Origin of the sequence: Desulfovibrio gilichinskyi (assembly GCF_900177375.1) — a bacterium.
GTDB lineage: Bacteria > Desulfobacterota > Desulfovibrionia > Desulfovibrionales > Desulfovibrionaceae > Maridesulfovibrio > Maridesulfovibrio gilichinskyi.
Genome location: NZ_FWZU01000002.1, coordinates 357,056 through 374,616 on the forward strand (window position 1 = coordinate 357,056; position 17,561 = coordinate 374,616).

General features: G+C 39.0%; 14 protein-coding genes. 9 read left to right on the forward strand and 5 right to left on the reverse strand.

The features are described 5' to 3' along the window. Position 1: 1 nt before the first annotated feature. Positions 2–1,141: an HD domain-containing phosphohydrolase gene (locus B9N78_RS18445; protein ID WP_085100149.1), complete on the forward strand. Its 1,140-nt coding sequence runs from the start codon at positions 2–4 to the stop codon at positions 1,139–1,141. Positions 1,142–1,150: 9 nt separating this feature from the next. Then, a complete protein-coding gene (locus tag B9N78_RS06540) occupies positions 1,151–2,167 on the forward strand; it encodes an HD domain-containing phosphohydrolase (protein ID WP_085100152.1) in 1,017 nt (338 codons plus the stop codon). Here B9N78_RS06540 and B9N78_RS06545 read toward each other — a convergent pair. Next, a complete protein-coding gene (locus B9N78_RS06545) occupies positions 2,164–5,145 on the reverse strand; it encodes a PAS domain S-box protein (RefSeq protein ID WP_085100155.1) in 2,982 nt (993 codons plus the stop codon). The genes B9N78_RS06540 and B9N78_RS06545 overlap by 4 nt on opposite strands. Positions 5,146–5,359: 214 nt before the next feature. Here B9N78_RS06545 and B9N78_RS06550 point away from each other — a divergent pair, with 214 nt between their 5' ends. Further along, positions 5,360–6,262, forward strand: a complete 903-nt coding sequence (locus B9N78_RS06550; protein WP_085100158.1) for a mechanosensitive ion channel family protein — start codon at positions 5,360–5,362, stop codon at positions 6,260–6,262. Positions 6,263–6,342: 80 nt separating this feature from the next. Here B9N78_RS06550 and B9N78_RS06555 read toward each other — a convergent pair whose 3' ends face one another. Together B9N78_RS06555 and B9N78_RS06560 are read right to left on the reverse strand one after the other, a co-directional pair. Beyond that, positions 6,343–6,972, reverse strand: coding sequence for a BON domain-containing protein (locus B9N78_RS06555; protein ID WP_085100161.1), 630 nt, complete (start codon positions 6,970–6,972; stop codon positions 6,343–6,345). Positions 6,973–7,017: 45 nt separating this feature from the next. Further along, entirely contained in the window at positions 7,018–7,317 is a 300-nt protein-coding gene (locus tag B9N78_RS06560) for a putative quinol monooxygenase (protein WP_170921383.1), read from the reverse strand. Between the two features lie 163 nt (positions 7,318–7,480). On the opposite strand from B9N78_RS06560, the gene B9N78_RS06565 reads away from it, so the two are divergent. Continuing rightward, positions 7,481–7,966 (forward strand): STAS domain-containing protein, encoded by a 486-nt coding sequence (locus B9N78_RS06565; protein WP_085100167.1) that lies wholly within the window; start codon positions 7,481–7,483, stop codon positions 7,964–7,966. A gap of 203 nt (positions 7,967–8,169) precedes the next feature. After that, the gene (locus B9N78_RS06570; RefSeq protein WP_085100169.1) at positions 8,170–8,538 is read left to right on the forward strand and encodes a response regulator; all 369 of its coding nucleotides are present in this window, start codon (positions 8,170–8,172) and stop codon (positions 8,536–8,538) included. A 28-nt stretch (positions 8,539–8,566) separates the two neighbouring features. Here the strand turns inward: B9N78_RS06570 and hpnA are convergent, their stop codons facing one another. Both hpnA and B9N78_RS06580 read right to left on the reverse strand, forming a co-directional pair. Beyond that, a complete protein-coding gene (gene hpnA, locus B9N78_RS06575; protein WP_085100172.1) occupies positions 8,567–9,559 on the reverse strand; it encodes a hopanoid-associated sugar epimerase in 993 nt (330 codons plus the stop codon). A gap of 293 nt (positions 9,560–9,852) precedes the next feature. Beyond that, a complete protein-coding gene (locus B9N78_RS06580) occupies positions 9,853–12,780 on the reverse strand; it encodes a PAS domain S-box protein (protein WP_085100175.1) in 2,928 nt (975 codons plus the stop codon). A gap of 251 nt (positions 12,781–13,031) precedes the next feature. Between B9N78_RS06580 and B9N78_RS06585 the strand changes: the two genes are divergently transcribed. The 4 genes from B9N78_RS06585 (at position 13,032) to B9N78_RS06600 (ending at position 17,470) form a co-directional block, all read left to right on the forward strand. Further along, on the forward strand, positions 13,032–13,499 hold the full coding sequence (locus B9N78_RS06585; RefSeq protein WP_085100178.1) for an EVE domain-containing protein: 468 nt from the start codon (positions 13,032–13,034) through the stop codon (positions 13,497–13,499). Between the two features lie 416 nt (positions 13,500–13,915). Next, complete coding sequence (gene msrB / locus B9N78_RS06590) at positions 13,916–14,923, forward strand: peptide-methionine (R)-S-oxide reductase MsrB (RefSeq protein ID WP_170921384.1); 1,008 nt, start codon at positions 13,916–13,918, stop codon at positions 14,921–14,923. Positions 14,924–15,132: 209 nt separating this feature from the next. Then, positions 15,133–15,957 (forward strand): glycosyltransferase family 2 protein, encoded by an 825-nt coding sequence (locus B9N78_RS06595; RefSeq protein ID WP_085100184.1) that lies wholly within the window; start codon positions 15,133–15,135, stop codon positions 15,955–15,957. Positions 15,958–16,186: 229 nt separating this feature from the next. Beyond that, positions 16,187–17,470: a hypothetical protein gene (locus B9N78_RS06600; RefSeq protein ID WP_085100187.1), complete on the forward strand. Its 1,284-nt coding sequence runs from the start codon at positions 16,187–16,189 to the stop codon at positions 17,468–17,470. Positions 17,471–17,561: the final 91 nt, after the last annotated feature.

A 17,561-nucleotide genomic window follows, 5' to 3' on the forward strand; every position in this document is an offset into this window, starting at 1 on the left:
AATGAAGTTTAAAATATTACTTGTTGACGATGAACCGAATGTTCTTTCTGCGCTCAAAAGACAGCTTCGAGGTGATTATGATGTCGAAACTTCAGAAGATCCAACACTGGCTATACGTGCGCTCAATAACAAGGTTCCATTTGCGGCTGTTATTTCTGACTTCCGTATGCCTAAAATGAACGGTATAGAATTTTTAAAAGAAGTCAGAAAGCGCAGTCCTGAGACAACCAGAATTATGCTTACAGGTTATGCTGACCTTGATAATGCAATACGCGCTGTAAACGATGGTCACGTGTTTCGTTTTTTAACAAAGCCTTGCGAAAATGAAGTTCTGCTTGAAAATCTGAAGGAAGGCGTTGATCAATATGAATTAGTAACCGGTAAACGTATTTTACTTGAGAAGACGCTTAAAGGAAGCGTTGAACTGCTGGGTGAAATTACTTCGCTGGTTAAGCCTGAAGCCGGAGCCCGTATAAACAGGGTCCGCCGTTATGTTCGGTATCTGGCTGAAAAAAAAGGAGTAAAAGATTTCTGGAGATATGATATTGCTACTATGCTCTCTCAACTGGGGACTCTCATACTTCCACCTGGTACATTAGATATACTGCTCGAAGGAAAAGAGCTTAATCCTGAACAGCTTCAGATGTTTGAGATGCACCCGGTTATAGCTAAAAGTCTTGTTGCTAAGCTGCCTAGACTTGAAGCAATTGCTGAAATGATATCATATCAGCTTAAGGGGTTTGACGGTTCAGGAACCCCGCGTGATGCCGTTAAAGGAGAAAAAATACCTTTAGGTGGGCGTATTCTCAGAATTGCTTTGGATTATGATTTGCAATTACAGCATGAGGATAATCCTAAGAAGGCATTTGCAAATATCGAGGAAGTTTCAGAGCTGTATGATCCAGAACTGTTGTATTATTTAGAAGGCATGCTTGGCGTCGAAGCCAGATATGTGGTTAAAGAGCTTGGAATTGATGAATTGTACCCTGGAATGATTTTGTATGAGGATGTTGCATCAACGCAAGGGGCAATGTTGCTTAGAAAAAGTTTAGAACTTGATAAAGATAAAATTGACCGTATTCATATGTTTGCATCCAAAATAGGTATTAAATTACCTTTGTTAGTTCTGACTTCGAAGTAGAGGGATTTTATGCCTGAAAATATAAACTATAATGCAGAACATGTTCTTTTTGTTGATGATGAACCTAACATCCTGCAAAGTTATTTAAGAACTCTTAGGTCCAAATTTTCTGTCAGTATAGCACTTGGAGGTAAGGCCGCTCTTGAGTTGTTGGAATCATCCCCACCGTACACGGTTGTTATTTCTGATATAAAAATGCCTGGAATGGATGGAGTGGAGTTGTTATCCATCGTCCGTGAGCGGTATCCTGATACTGTCAGAATGGTTTTAACTGGCTATGCGGACTTAAATATTGCAATGAGCGCAGTAAACCAAGGTGATATTTTCAGGTTTTTGACTAAACCTTGTCATCCTGATGATTTGACAAAAGCCATAGTTTCTGGGGTTAAGCAGTACAAAATGACGCAGGCTTCAAGAGAGCTTGTTGCAGTCAGACGGATGAAAGAAGCTTTGGAAGGATCATTGCGGGCCTTTACCCGTCTGGTAGAATTTCGCGATCCATATACAGCAGGGCATATGGACCGGACAGCAGAAATATCCTCGCTTATAGCAACTAGGCTCGGCCTGAGTCCTGATATTATCCAAGGGTTACACTTAGCTGCTTTGGTCCATGATATCGGCAAGATAGCTGTTCCGTCAGGTGTTCTGAATAAACCGGGGGTCTTAAGCGATGCAGAATTCGCGCTCATTAAAACTCATTCACTGGTGGGGGCCGAGATTTTTGAAACATTGGCAACTGACTGGCCGATTCAGCGGATTGTTCTTGAGCATCATGAGCGCATAGACGGCTCAGGATATCCAAACGGCTTGAAAGGTGATGAAATTCTGCTTGAGTCAAAAATAATTTCTGTGGCTGATTCTATTGATGCTATTTTGACGACACGCCCCTATCGAGAGGCTTTAAACAAGCAAAAATGTATAGATCTTTTGGAGAAAGAAAAAGGGATCAAGCTCGATACGTCCTGTGTCGATGCCGGTGTTGCTTTACTTAAAGAAGGGGTTATTTTTAAGGATCTACCGTTTTAATTAAGTTGTTGTCCCGCACCTTCTAAAGGCAGTTTGACCGTAAAGGTTGTTCCTATGCCTTCTTCAGTTTCCAAATCAAGCACGCCATTATGCATGTTCACAATCACGTTATGGGCAATAGCTAATCCCTGACCGGTTCCTTTGCCCACTTCCTTAGTAGTAAAGAACGGATCAAAAGCCCGTTTAGCGACATTTTTAGGCATCCCGGTTCCTGTGTCGGAAACTTTTAGAACGGCCCAGTCTTCTTCTTTGTAAGTTGATATGGTAATTTTTCCTTTATGTTCAGTATTTTTACCAAGTTTAGATTCAATAGCGTGCGCTGCATTAATAATGAGGTTAAGCATTACTTGTCCTATTTCGCCTTTTAAACAGAGTAGTTCCGGTAAATTTTCGTCGATATTTAATTCAATTTCTGAAACGTATTTCCATTCATTAGTTGAAACCGTTACCGCGTTGCGAATTATATTGCCTAAATCATAAAGTCCTTTTTTTACCTCACCTGGATGGGCCAGTTGCTTGACTGATTGAACAATCTCAGAGATCCGTTTTAGTCCTGTTTCTGATTCCGAAATAGCGTTTGGAATATCTTCCTCTAAATAGGTAAGCTCATCGTCATCAAGTCCGCTTTCCGCTCTTTTCAGCAATTCATCTTGAGATTCTCCTGACTTGACCGCTGTAATAAGTTCTCTGTAATTATTAGTAATCGCAAGAAGCGTAGTGAACGCTTCCTTCATAAACTGATTGTTTGTACTGACATATTGTGTAGGGGTGTTAATCTCATGGGCTATTCCGGCAGCAAGTTCACCGATTGACTCAAGTTTCTGAGCTTGTCTCAGTTGAGCTTCAACCACTAATTGTTTGCTTATGTCGCGGGATACACACACAAAATTTATGATTTTACCTGTTTCATCTCGGATTGGTCCGATGGAAGCTTCTTGTGTGTAGTGTTTTCCATCTTTTTTGATATTAACAAATTTTCCTTCCCATATATGACCGGCTAAAATTGTGTCCCATAGCTTGTCATAGAAAAGGCTGTCTTGCTCTCCGCTCTGGAGGAATCGTGGTTTTTTACCTATGGCTTCTTCAGCCGAGTATCCTGAAATTTTTTGAAATGCCGGATTTACATAAGTTATTATACCGTCAGTATTCGTGATCATGACAGATTCCGCAGCTTGATCAATAGCAGCAGTAAGTCTTGTGTGTTCTAGTTCTGTAGTTTTGATCTGAGTAATATCTGTCATAGTTATGACATATCCGATCATTTGTTCGTTTTTGTCATTAAGCTCAACGATTTGTCCGAGTATCCATAATGTTACGCCGGAGTTATGGACAATCCGAAATTCTAATCTATTTTTACTTATAAAATTAGCGTTATACCAGTTTGTAATTAAGTTTGATTTATCCTTATTGTGGATATTGTTCATCCATGACAGGCCTGTCTGATCAGTGTAATTTCTTCCAGTAAGTTCCATCATCCTTTCATTTGCGTAGAGAAGACTTCCTTTAATATCGGTAATGATGATCCCTACAGGAGAAGCCTTTGCAATTCCTCTGAAGCGTTCTTCACTTTCTGCAAGGTTTCTTTCAACGTCAATGCGGTCAGATATATCTTCAAGTGTTCCGATTACTTCCGTTGATGTTTTACCTGATCTAACTGGATTAAATACAGCCCGTACATAGCTTGTTTTATTTCCAGTAACGGAAGTATAGAGATCTTCATAAATGCTTGACTCTCCGGCTAATGCCTTTTTAATAGCTTCTTGCATTTTTGGTGAAGCATTCTGCGCCACATTAAAGCCGACTAATTTCTCTCTGGTAGAATCTAATATTTCAATTATTTTGCTGTTACAGTCGAGAATTATTCCTTCAGGGTTGAAGCGGACCATTCCTAAAGGAGAATTCTCAAATATTATCCTATGTCGTGATTCACTTTCCTTTAAATTTTCTCTCGATATATGAGTTGTGGTGATGTCATTGCCTATGCAAAGAAGTTCTTCAACCGCTTCATTTGAGTCCACAATTTTTCTGACTCTCCATGAAATCCAAGCAATCCTTCCATCATTAAGATGAACTGATTTTTCGTGAGGTCCTTCTCCGTCACCCCAAAAAGCTAGAATACTGCTTAGAGAAGATGAGTTGTTTGCATACTCAGATTGCGAAGCAAGCAGTAAAATTGCCGGAAGGCCGACAATATTTTTACCGTCGTGGTTGAAAAAGTTTTTGGAAAAGCTATTAGCAAAACTGATTATGCCCATCTTGTTTATGCGAAGAATAATACTGTTTGATCCTTCAACTAAATTGCGATAGTTCTTTTCACTTTCTGTTATTTTTAAAAGTAGTGGTCCGCTAATTTTAATGAAGAGAAAAAGCCCGATAGTAGTAAGTATAATTCCTAAACCGAAGACTATAAAGTTCGTTTGGATAAAAGGTTTTTTGATTTCAGATAAATTAATCTTTGCGACAAGTCCGATAGTTTGGCCGTCAATATTGAGTGATGTGTACGCTGCCAGAACGTTATGGCCTGCATAGTCCAGAGCGGTTATTGTACCGGATTTTCCTGATAGAGCCATTTGCATGGGGATGCCGCGGTCGCTACCGAAGTGGATAAAGGCTGCTTTTTGACTTGTGGAAACTATTTCTGCATTCAAAATAAGAAATTGTATATTCTCGTCAGCTTTGATTCCTAAAGTGAACTCACCACTTTCCCTGTTAATTTTGTACTTTTTGTATGCATTTGCTAAGTGGTGGAGTAATGTTTCAAGATGTTTGGTTTTACCTATTTTATGATCAAGATTTGAATTTGTAATACTTAATTCGCTGATGAGGATGGCCTGACTTTTAACTAATTCACTAAGTCTGGATTTTTGCTCGATAATGGAGGTTCTGTATAGTAAGCTTGTGCTGATTATGGACACAGCCCCGACAAGCAATACCATTATCATAGCCAGTAATATAAGACGTTTTTTTTGCTGGAGCATGCATTTCCTCTTTTAATATTTATCGTATACACTGACTACGATGGTTTTGTCACTTTTTTGTTAGAATTACTGCTCCGTGATGGAAGGAATCTTTCATCTTTTTAAAAAATATAATTGCATATATTCCCAAGGTGTTCAGAATTGTGTATGTTAATATCTGTTTTATATGGATCAGGTCATAAATTAATTAACAATTTAAAATAAAAGAAAAATTATGAATGCAACTGGCGGAATCATAGGGAAAATATTGGTAGATTCTAATCTGGATAAACAGCTGGATTTTCTTCAGCCCGATTTTTTAAGAGGTCTGCTTGAACAGAGTATCGGGTTTGTAAGTCTTTACGGAGTAAGACTACTTGTCGCTATTTTGGTCCTGTTCGTAGGTAAGCTTTTTGCCCGTCAAGCTTCAAGTTTGATTAGCCGAGTTATGGGAAAGGCTAAGGTTGACGATATCTTAACCTCATTTATTCAAAATATAGTTTACTATGTAATGCTTGCAGCGTTTGTTGTTGCTGCGCTTGGGCAGGCGGGTATCAACATAACTTCATTCCTTGCTGTGTTAGGTGCTGCAGGTCTTGCTGTAGGTTTGGCCTTAAAGGATACTCTTTCTAATTTCGCAGCCGGAGTTATGCTCATAATTCTGCGCCTTTTTAAGAAAGGGGACTATGTAACAATTGCAGGAACATCTGGAACAGTGCAGTCTTTGTCCGCATTTTATACAGAATTATCCACACCTGATAATCAGAAAGTTGTTGTTCCTAACTCTTCAATTCTTAATACCGTAATAATTAATACTACCGCTCATAAGACAAGGCGTATTGATCTGGTTATCGGCATCGGGTACGAAGATGATATTCCAAAAGCCAAAGAGATTCTTGCACAAATTCTTTCTGAAAATACGACTATTCTCAAATCTCCTGCACCTACAATTGTTGTAGGAGAACTTGGCGATTCCAGCATAAATCTGCTTGTCCGGCCATGGGTAAGAACTGCTGATTACTGGACCGTGCGTTGGGATTTGCTGGAAGGTATTAAAATTACTCTTGATAAGGCCGGTATTTCGATCCCATATCCACAGACTGATGTTCATTTGTACAAGGAAGATAGCGAAAGTTAGATTTATTAAAAAATAGAGTTAAAAAAGGGAGCAGACGCTCCCTTTTTTTTTGAGACAGATTCAAAATAGTGTGATTAAATTTAATTAAGAAAGTTGCGCAAAGGTCTCGGACGATCCCGCTTTGATTCTGCTCCGGAAGGGGATTGAATAAAGTTAATGACTTTGGCAACTCCATTAAAATTTTTAAGCGAATTAAGTGCTTTTTCCTGTTCTTGTTCGGTTAATACTCCAAGGGCTACAACTACATTTTGAACTACTTTCACTGTGAGTTTTGATGAAGGGTAGTCCGGCTCCAGCATTCCTTTGATTTTTATTTCAAATGCCGAAGATGTTTCGTAATTTTCACCATTTTTTTTAAGTGGAAGATAGTAGCTGATACCGTTTAGTCCGCTGACATTTTTGGCCGCGTCTACTAGGCTCCTACTCTGCTCTTCGCTGCTTACTTCCCCCACAAGAAAACCGTGTCCAAGATAAACAAATGTACTTATGGCTAAAATGTCAGACGGATTCTCTGCCAATATAGCTTTATGAAGTTGTAATTGAAGTCTTGTATCACTGGCTTGCACCACATATGCACGGTCATCTTTTGCCGCTTTGTACATTCTCCCGAAAGGGAGAAATCCGGCATGGGCAGTACTCTCATGAAACGTGCAGTTAAGAGATAGAGAAAACAAGAGCACAAGGCTGATAGATGATAATATCTTATTCATAAAACGTCCTTAAGTTTTGCTCTTGTTCGGTGTTTATTTTTGATTTTATTCAGGAATTCCATCAATAAAATCATAGAATTCGAGGATTGGGTCTTCTGCTATCAAATCGCTGATTTGTGCGCCGAGGTTTGAGCAGTATTCAGAGGATGAGTGGGCCTCAAACGCTGCCTGATCTGAGTATTTTTCATAAAACAAAAAACTTCCTTGGTTGCTTGTTGATTTATGCAGCCGGTACTCCATTGATCCTGTTTCCTGAGCTGTTTTGAAAACCATGGCGCGGAGTATTTTTTCGAGTTCTGCTTCTTTGCCTATTTTAGCCTTAATTGCTGCGGTCAGGATAATCATTTTAAACCTCTTTGTGAATTGTTGGTAGTATGTGTAGTTAAAAAATATTTGCTTATAGTAACTATGATCGTTAGCCCTGTACATGATGAATTTATAAAGTAATTATTTAAAATTTAATTCTACATAATGCTGAGTTTGGAATATTAAATGCAATAGTCCGTTAATGACAAACAAGCATAACATAAAGAGTAGTAACATACTTGAAAATCGCATCTTTTCGGACAACTTGTCCGGTCAGATTATTGGCACAGGACATAAGCATGATTCTGGGGAGAGTCGTGCGAACTTGTTACCATTTGAATTTTTTGAAAAGAAGAGGGCTGATTCAACGGTACTTATTCTTCAGGGAATATACAATACACAAACGGTAAAGTATTTAAAGACGCGCTTATATGAGTTAGCCGGAGAATGGGATGGCAAGCTTATTATTGATCTTAAAAAGATATTGTTTATAGATGTTGCGTGTCTGGCCGCTTTTTTAAAGGCGCATAAGCTGGCTGAAAGCAGAAATGGGAAGGTCGTTTTTATTAATAGAAACGAAAAGATCAAGAGGGCTTTTCAGATCGCTAAGATTGACAGTATTTTGAATATTGCTTTCAGCTTGGAAGAGGCCGATGATTTATTAAATGGCAAGGTTCATGCTTCATAATTTTGTGTTGGCGCAGGACTCTTTTTAAATAGATTTTGCAGCCGGACTTCTCTTTAGAAGTTCGGCTTTTATTTTTTATAAAATAAAATATCTAAAATTTTTATAGAAGTTATTAGCATAATTTTTAGTGTTTTTATGATATTAATGATACAGTCTGTGATGATCGGTAAAGTGACTCAGGCGATCAGCTAAGGAGGAATCAAATGTCATACACTATACTAGTTCTTGATGATGATCTGCATGTCAGAGAGAGTATGGTAATTGCTCTGGAAGATGAAGGATTCACGGTATATCAGGCTGAAAGCTCTGAAGTAGCCTTCAGGATGCTTGATACTGTTCAGATTGATTTAGCAATTGTTGATTTGCGACTTCCGGGAATGGATGGGGTTGAGTTTATCGCTACGGCTATAAAACTATGGTCTGATTTGAAATTTATTATTTACACAGGGTCTCCTGAGTACGATATTTCCCCTGAGCTTAATTCGGAAATGAACGTGTCAAAAATTATTTTTCTCAAACCACTGATGGATTGCAGGACTATTTTTACGGAAATACATAAAATGCTTGGTTAGTGTTTTTTAAACAGCATAAATTTATACTCTAATCAAGCATGCCGTTTTCTCTGAACCATCTGATAGCGTCTTCAACAGCCTCAATTGCTGGACGATGAGTATAGCCAAGTTCTGTCTCGGCCCTTTTAGAACTGTAAAACATTATCTTGCTGGCCATGCGAATGCTGTCCAAAGTGGCTGCAGGTTCCTTAATAAGATTGAGATTGGCGAGGAATTCGCTGATTACTGCAATCGGGTAGAGTGCCGCTGTCGGAATTTTGTATATTGGACCAGGCATCCCGGCAGCCTTGGCAGTTATCTTAAAAAGTTCTTTCAGGTGAAGGTTGTCACCTCCGAGAATATACCTCCGGCCGATAGTTCCTTTTTCCAGTGCCAGCAGGTGTCCGCGTGCTATATCTTGAACATGGGCAATGTTCAGCCCTGTATCCGCGTAGAATCTTCCACCGTCACGGGCTGTGCCAAGTATCATGGAACCTGTAGGAGTAGGACGGGAATCTCCGGGCCCGACGGGGGTAGATGGATTAACAATGACTGCAGGAAGCCCGTTTTCACGAACCATTCTGGATACAGCTTTTTCAGCTAAAAATTTTGATTTTTTATACGGGCTGATCATGTCCTTAAGATTGGAAACAAGTTCTTCATTAGCTGGAATTCCATCAGATCTGCAACCCAGCGTGCAGACACTTGATGTATATACAATACGCTGGATTCCGGCTTCGAGAGCTTTTTCCATGAGCAGACGGGTTCCGTCTACATTGGTGAGATACATCGATTGAGGGTCAGGAACCCATAGTCGATAGTCTGCGGCGAGGTGAAAAAGAAATCTGCAACCTTTCAGTGCAGTTTCAATTGCTTTTTCATCATTTAAATGCCCGGTATATATTTCTACATCATCATTTAGAAATAGTTTAGCTTTTTCCGGATCACGAACAAAAGCTCTGACTTTGTACCCCTGCTCGATTAAGATAGGTACAAGATTAGAGCCGATAAGTCCGGTTGCGCCGGTGACAAGTGCATGCATTAATGGAACTCGTGTATAAGGAGTTGATATAATGAAAACGGCATAGTTTAATAGGTGTAACAGATTTTGCAATACTGTTAAACTTTAAAATAACGCAGTTTTAGATTTCTTTAGAATGTGATTGTTTAAAATAAAGACCATTACTAAACGGAACAATAGTAAAAAGCTGACTGTCCCCAGCTATTTACTTCTGGGCAATTACTTATCTAAGGATGGGAATATGTCAAGAAAAGCTGTTTTGTGGTTGGTTTAAGAATAGTGAAGATCTTAATTTGTGGAAATTGATTTATAATTTAACGTGTAACTTTATTTAGTGTTTTTCTAAGTAATTCCCATTCAAATGGCTTGCTGATATATCCATTCATTCCCGTTTGCATTGCAATATCTCTGTCTTTATTTGTTGCGTGTGCAGTTAACGCAATTATTGGAATGGACCTGATTGTACGGAATTCTTGAGATGTTCTGATGATACGGGTTGTTTCAAGACCGTTCATTACAGGCATCTGGATGTCCATTAAGATTGCATCAAACGAATGCTTTCGAAGTTCGTCAAGGGCCAGCTCTCCATTTTCGGCGCATACAACTTTGTGGTCAATTTTTTCGAGAAATCTCTGAGCTAAAAGTCTGTTCACTTTTTCATCTTCAACCAAAAGAATGTGCAATGGAGTGTTTATAAATGTTTCTTCTGCTTTATTCGGTTGCTGGAGGGCTGGCGGTTTACCGTTTTCTAAGTAAACGCAGACGATGATTGTCGTTCCGGCTCCTATTTGGCTGTGAATGGATATGTTTCCACCTATCAGGTTTATTAGTCTTTTAACTATGGCAAGTCCCAATCCTGTTCCCTGATATTTTCTGGAAAGTGAGCCGTCTACTTGTGTAAAGGACTCAAATATATGCTCTATTCTGTCGTCAGGTATTCCAACTCCTGTATCTTCAATTGAGAAAAACAACCTTTGTATGTTCGGTTGCTGATGAGGACGTGAAAAAACTCTTATGGTGATTGAGCCGGACTCGGTAAATTTGATTGAGTTTCCTATGAGATTAAATAAAATCTGCCTGATTCGACCCTCGTCTCCAACATAGAAATCAGGAGTGCCCGGGTCAATTTTAGCGGACAGTAGCAGTTTTTTTTCTTCAGCTTGGATTTTAAATAATTCGAGGCATTGCTTAATAAGTTCTGTCAGTTTGAACTGTTCGTTATATAGTTCCATTTTTCCAGCTTCAATTTTACTGAAGTCAAGAACGTCGTTCAACACTTTAAGCAGATTTCTTGAAGATTGAAGGGCTGTAGTGACACAGAATAGCTGTTCGTCATTCAGTTCTGCAACTTGCAGCAGTTGCAGCATTCCCATAACTCCATTAAGCGGGGTCCGTACTTCATGGCTTATATTAGCAAGAAATTCATCTTTGGCTTTGTTTGCTGATTCTGCAGTTTCTTTTGCTTCCGAAAGGGCTTTTTCATTTTCCAGCCTTTCGGTAATATCATGAACAATAGATATCAGTTTGGTTTTTCCATTAACTTCAAAAGGACCGGAAAAAATTTCGACATTTCTGAATTCTCCGCTGGCAAGTTGGTGTTTTCCTATTATGCTGGATATTTTATGTTCAGATATATCTTTAACTATTGTAGATATTTGTTCTTTCGATAAGTTGTTTATATCTGAAATTTTCATGTTAAGAAGCTGCTCGCGCGTGTATCCATAATATTCTGCAGCAGCTTTGTTGGTATCAAGAATTTTTGCGTTATCAGTATCCAAAATATACATGACGGAGTGGTTGTCTTCGAAGAAAGCTCTATACTGTTCGTTACTTTCCAGTATAAAATTTTCGGCACGTTTTTGTTCAGTTATGTCTTCAAGAGCAATTCCCAGTTTATCACTCGGCAGCAGAAATGTTCGCACACGATATGTTATGCAAAATTGATCACCGTTGTATACAAGCTCATCGGCTATGAAGTCTTGCCCGGTTTTGAAAGGGGAAAGGAATTGTTGCAATATTTCTTCAGAATTTGTTCCTTTCCAGAAATCTAAAAATTCGTGCCCCTTCCACTTGCTTAATTCTATTCCGCTAATTTTTTCCGCAGCCGGATTTGCATCCAATAATTTAAGCGAATCCGGTTTTGTGTATTGGTGAATAAATAATCCGGATGGAATGTTCATAAAAATATCACGCGCTGATTTAGAAAACTCATGATTATTTTTGCGTTCAATAGCTAAAGAAATCTGATCCGAGCAAGCTGCAAAAAGGTGTAAATCCTCTTTAGAGTACGCGTTTGGAGTGTCATAATCCTGAACAACTAAAACTCCTATAGGAACACCGCGGGTTCGCAGCGGAATTCCAAGCCATATTTCAGGTATATCTTCACATTGTTCAATTATTCCAAAGTTTGTTAACCTTATAATTTCTGCTTTGGACATATGGACAGTTTCGTTTCTTTTTATAGGTAAAAGATTTAACCTTTTACGTGAAGTCGTGCTGATGTTTTCAATAGTGGAGCATGATATTTTTTTCTTATCAACACAGTATTTAAACTTTAAGGAGTCTTGATTCTTATCAATAAGGGCTACATAAAAATTTTCTGCGCGAAGCTCCTTAATCATTATCTTATGTATTGATTGAAGCAGCTCTTTTAGATTGTCGGTAGATTGAGCATGACTGATTATATCGTACAAAACATTTTGAATATGGCGGGAATGTTTAAGTTCTTTTACTTGTTTCACCAATTGTTCATTAACGATATTGAAATCGTGCATTCTTTCAGCTACTTCGGATTCAAGCTGCTTCAGGTAAGTTATTTGTGTTTTTTCAGCTTCTTTCCTAACGGAAATATCTCTTACAATTGAAAGGATCATAGGTGTACCGTCGTAATTAAATTTTCTGGCACTAACCTCAACAGGTATTTTTTTACCCTCTTTAGTCGTATGAATTAATTCAAATATTTTAATTTTTTTTTGAGAAAAAATTTCATCTACACTTGGTATTGCCAGATCTGAATCTGTGGTACTGAACTCCTCTACAGTCATTTTCAAGAATTCAGCTCTGGTATAGCCTAGGCGGTTGCAAGCTGCTTTATTGACATCGCGAATTAGTCCCCGGTTTCCATTCGGCAAAACTTCAAATACAAAGACGGAATCGACAATTGCGTCAAAAAGTAGATGAAAGTGATTTTTGCATTGGGCAAGATCAGCTTCAAGTTGTTTGATTCTATCCTTCTCATTCACTGGATCCCTCAGCGTTTGCCATTTAGATAATTATATAGTGCGTATTGTTATTGTTAATACATCAGTCTTGGGATTTATGCTACAATCAGTTAACTGCTATTTGAAAAAAATCGTGTGATTGTATTGTATACTTAAATAATCTGGTTGTTTAGGGTGTGGACTGTAAATATTAATGTTAAAACTAATTAAATAAATCAGTTTATAACAATTTGAAGTTCCCATTAATTACACATAAAAGATAGGAGAGTTTTATGACGAAATACTGGCTTATGAAAACTGAACCGGGATGTTACTCTATTGATGATCTTGCTACTGAAGATAAGCAGATAACTCCTTGGGATGGCGTTCGTAATTATCAAGCACGCAATTTTATGAAGGATGATATGGAGCTTGGTGATATGGTGCTTTTTTATCACAGTGTTACAAGTCCTTCGGTAGTCGGACTTGCTGAAGTGGCCAGAGAGAGTTACCCTGATCATACCGCCTGGAACCCTGATGATCCACATTTTGATCCGAAATCTCCTGAAGATAATCCGCGCTGGTTTATGGTGGATGTTAAGTTCGTAGAAAAATTTTCAAATCCTCTACCTTTAAAATTTTTGCGTACAGTTAAAGGTCTTGAGGGAATGGAACTCCTTAGGAAAGGATCAAGGCTTTCTGTTATGCCTGTTACAGAAAGTGAGTTTGATATTATCTGCAGGATAGCAAGAGAATCATAAATTTAGCAGTCAGTTCTATGGTCCACATTTTTACAAGGGACTATTTTGATAATTCACTTAAACTCTAAGATCCAGACTGTTTCAGTTTGTGTTATGTTAAGCACTGCCTGCATTGGCGGGGCTGATGCTCGCAGGCAGCTTTTTGAAGGGGTTGGTTGTTGTGCTCCACTTGTTCTATGGAGAAATAATGTCCGAAATCGTGATGCTGAGTAGTAGCTGCGGTTTCGGTTTTTTATGTAATATTTTCTTTTCCCATTGACATGTGGTATTATTATATTACTTAACTAATAGTAATAGTTATTATTGAGAGGTTTGCAGTGAAAATTAATAAAGTGGAATTACTCAGTTTATCTGTATTCATAATATTAGCCCTCGGTATTTTTTCGCCTTGGCTTGTAAGCAGTGTGGAGTCTAAAATGGAAAACGAATCGAAACTTGAAGTTGCTACAGTTGCCGGAGGATGTTTCTGGTGCGTGGAATCTGATCTGGAAAAAGTTGCAGGAGTTGAAGAAGTTGTTTCAGGATATGCGGGAGGAAATGTTGATAACCCCACATATGAACAAGTCAGCTCTGGAACTACTGGGCATCGGGAGGCTGTACAGATCTTCTTTGATCCCAAGCAGATAAGTTATGAAAAAATTCTTGATATTTTTATGAAGCATCATGACCCAACTGATCCTGGTGGATCATTTAATGATCGTGGTTTTCAATACACTTCCGCAATCTTTTACAGCGATGAAAATCAGAAAAAGATTGCTGAAAAGGTGCTTGAAGAATTTGATAAATCTGGTCGATTTGAAAAGCCTGTTGCAACACAGTTGATACCGCTCACTAAGTTTTTTGATGCTGAAGGGTATCATCAGGATTACTATAAAAAGAATCCGGTGCGTTACAATTGGTATCGGTACCTTTCCGGCCGGGACTCCTTTATCAAGGATACTTGGGGAGATGAGGTTAATGTAGCCACTCCTCCTGTTCAGGAAGGAGCCTATACAAGGCCGGGCGACAACGAACTTGAAAAGGTGCTTACTCCGATTCAGTTTGAAGTTACGCGCAAGAGCGGAACAGAGCCGGCTTTTAAAAATGAATACTGGGATAACCATAGAGAAGGTATTTACGTAGATATTATATCAGGTGAACCTTTGTTCAGTTCTACGGATAAGTTTAAATCCGGCACTGGGTGGCCGAGTTTTATTCGGCCAATTGATAAGGAAAATGTAATTGAACGCGAAGATAATACCTTTTTTACGAAGCGTACAGAAGTCCGCTCAAAAGAGGCTGATTCGCATCTTGGACACGTATTTGCTGATGGCCCTGCTCCGACAGGACTTCGTTACTGCATTAATTCAGCTTCATTGAAATTTATTCCGAAGGAAGAATTGAAGGAAAAAGGATATGAAAAGTATTTGAAGTTATTCAAGTAAATATATAGTTAACAGTTTAAGCCGCCTTCGGGCGGCTTTTTTTATTGAATTGTAGCTAAAGCTGCATGTAATTAGTTCTTGTGATCAGGTAGATTTTTTTGTCTGTTTATTGCGATAATCGCGGATGTTTATTAGGTATCAGTTCTGTGGTGTAATGAATGTGTAATAAGCCGTAACAAACATTAGTTTCCATATCAGGCAATTTATCTATGACGCTACTTTCGATCATTATACCAAATTATAATTACGGACGGTTTGCCGATCGATTTTTCCGCTCTGTCATAGCTCAAACTATGGATCTTCAAAGTGTAGAGATACTTTTTGTAGATGACGGCAGTACAGATGACTCAATTAAACAAGCGCAGAAATGGGCTGAGAAGATTGAATGTGATAAGTTTGAAATATTGACCCCGCCAAGAACAGGAAAACCGGGACTTGTCCGTAATTACGGTCTTGAGCGTGCGAAGGGTGATTCTTTAATCTGTATTGACCATGACGATATCCTCCATCCTGAATTTCTCTCTACATGCCTTGAAACTCTCAATAATAATCCTGAAATAGGTTTTGTTTATACTGACTATCTTGAAAACTCCTTGGAAGGTGCGCGGGAAGTTCATCTTCCTAAATTCTGCAAAGCTCATTTACGAACACAAAATACATTGTCACCTTCTGCTATGTATCGCCGCGAATTATGGGACAGCGGAATAAGATACCGAGCTAATACAGCTTATGAAGACTGGGATTACTGGGTGCAATGTTTAATGACCGGAGCAGCGTTCCAGTTAATCCCGAAGGTTTTGTACAATTACGAAGTTCACGGAAATAATTTTTCTATCGGGGCCGTTAAAGATGACGGCGTAGCCAAGGCTCAGATTGTACTCAATAATCCATCTTTTTTTCATCCTATGGTTGTGCACTGGGCAGAAGATCACTTGCGCGGCAGGGTATATGCTGCTGCATTTCAACGCGGATGCATCCCTAGACCGGAAGATATTAAGGCTCTTTTAAATAAAATTGAAGCCGGTATTCGTTGATTTTGTTTTTATGTTTACGAATATATGAAAAATTTAGTAAAAATTATCCGATAAATTTAAAATTTGTAAAAATATTTAATAAAAGTTTAAAAATACCGCACAAAAATTATCTTTCATGTAATATTTGCAGCTACCTTGACACAATAATTCTCGCAGTGCAGTATTCTTGCAAGTTTTGGCCATATTAGTGACATTGCCGAAATTGTAAATTAAAATGCAGGAAGCTCATATGAAGATAGGATGCATCGGCCCTTCAGATTCGATTGAACTCATTAAAGAAGTTGTCGGTCGATGCTGCCCTGAGATCACCCTTTTAACATATGTAAGAGAACGCGCTGCGGATTCGTGGGAAGTTCTGGAAGAGTGTCAGCGAGAAACAAAAGGGATACTTTTCAGCGGAATAGCTGTTCAAGAAGCGGCTAGAGCTCACGGTGGCTTAACACATCCTTATGAGCATATCCCGCGCGGTGGTTACAGCCTGCTGCGTGTCCTTTCCGAAATGCTTCGGCTGGGCATAAAGTCCGGTAAAGTCAGCATTGATGTCGTCAATGATGATATTCTTACCGAAGTTGTTAAAGAATTCGGTGTTGAATTTGAAAATATCCACTCTATGCCTTTCGCTCTTCATCACGGTGAACAGGATTATCTTGATCGCCACGTTGAACTTTATGAAACCGGGCAGACGGACGCCATAGTAACCGGATTCGGATATATTTATAAAGAGCTGAAGGATAGGGGACTGCCTGTTTTCAGGCTCTATGCCAGTACTCTCCAGATTCGCGATTCTCTCGAAAAACTTGTAGATCGCATTAATTCCCGCAGCTTGCGTTCTGCCGGCATAGCTATTCAGCTTATCAAGCTTAAATCAATCACCCGCAATTCTATTAATCAGTATGATGATATGAAAAACGGCGGGATATTCTATCTGGAACTGCTTGAGTATGTTCGAGCTATTCAAGGCAGCCTTTTTAATTTCGGCACCGAAGAATACGTTATCTTTTCTACCCGCGGTATAATCGAAAGCCAGCTTCACCTGAATCATTTTAAGAATCTTCTCGACTGGGGAAGAGAGCGCAATATTATATTTTCTTCAGGCATCGGCATCGGTTCTACAGCGTTTCAAGCTGAAAAATCCGCCCGTAAGGCTCTCGATAATGCCGTTAAGCTGAATAAAGGCGGTTTTTATATTGTTGAAGGAAAGCATATCCGTGGCCCTGTAGGCGAATGTGATGAGCTTAAATACAAGACTCACATTGTAGATTCTCAGTTTCTTAAAATGTCCAGAGAAATAGGCATCAGCCCTAGTTACCTTGATAAAATTAAAGCGATCATTGCCGATAGTCATAAGGACACCTTTGATTCTGCTGATCTTGCTGCCTGTCTCGGTATCGGAGAGCGCAGTGCCAGACGCGTGCTTAAAAAATTTTTGGACAGCGGCTATGGTGAGCTGAACGGAAAGGAAATGTCCACTCAGGTGGGGCGGCCTAAAAAAATGGTGCGTATTTTGATTTAAGATACGGTTTTAATTTTGGCATAATTACGGACATAATTATGTCGTGTCCGTAATTGTATGTAGTTTTTGGATTTTATTGTTTTATGGTGTG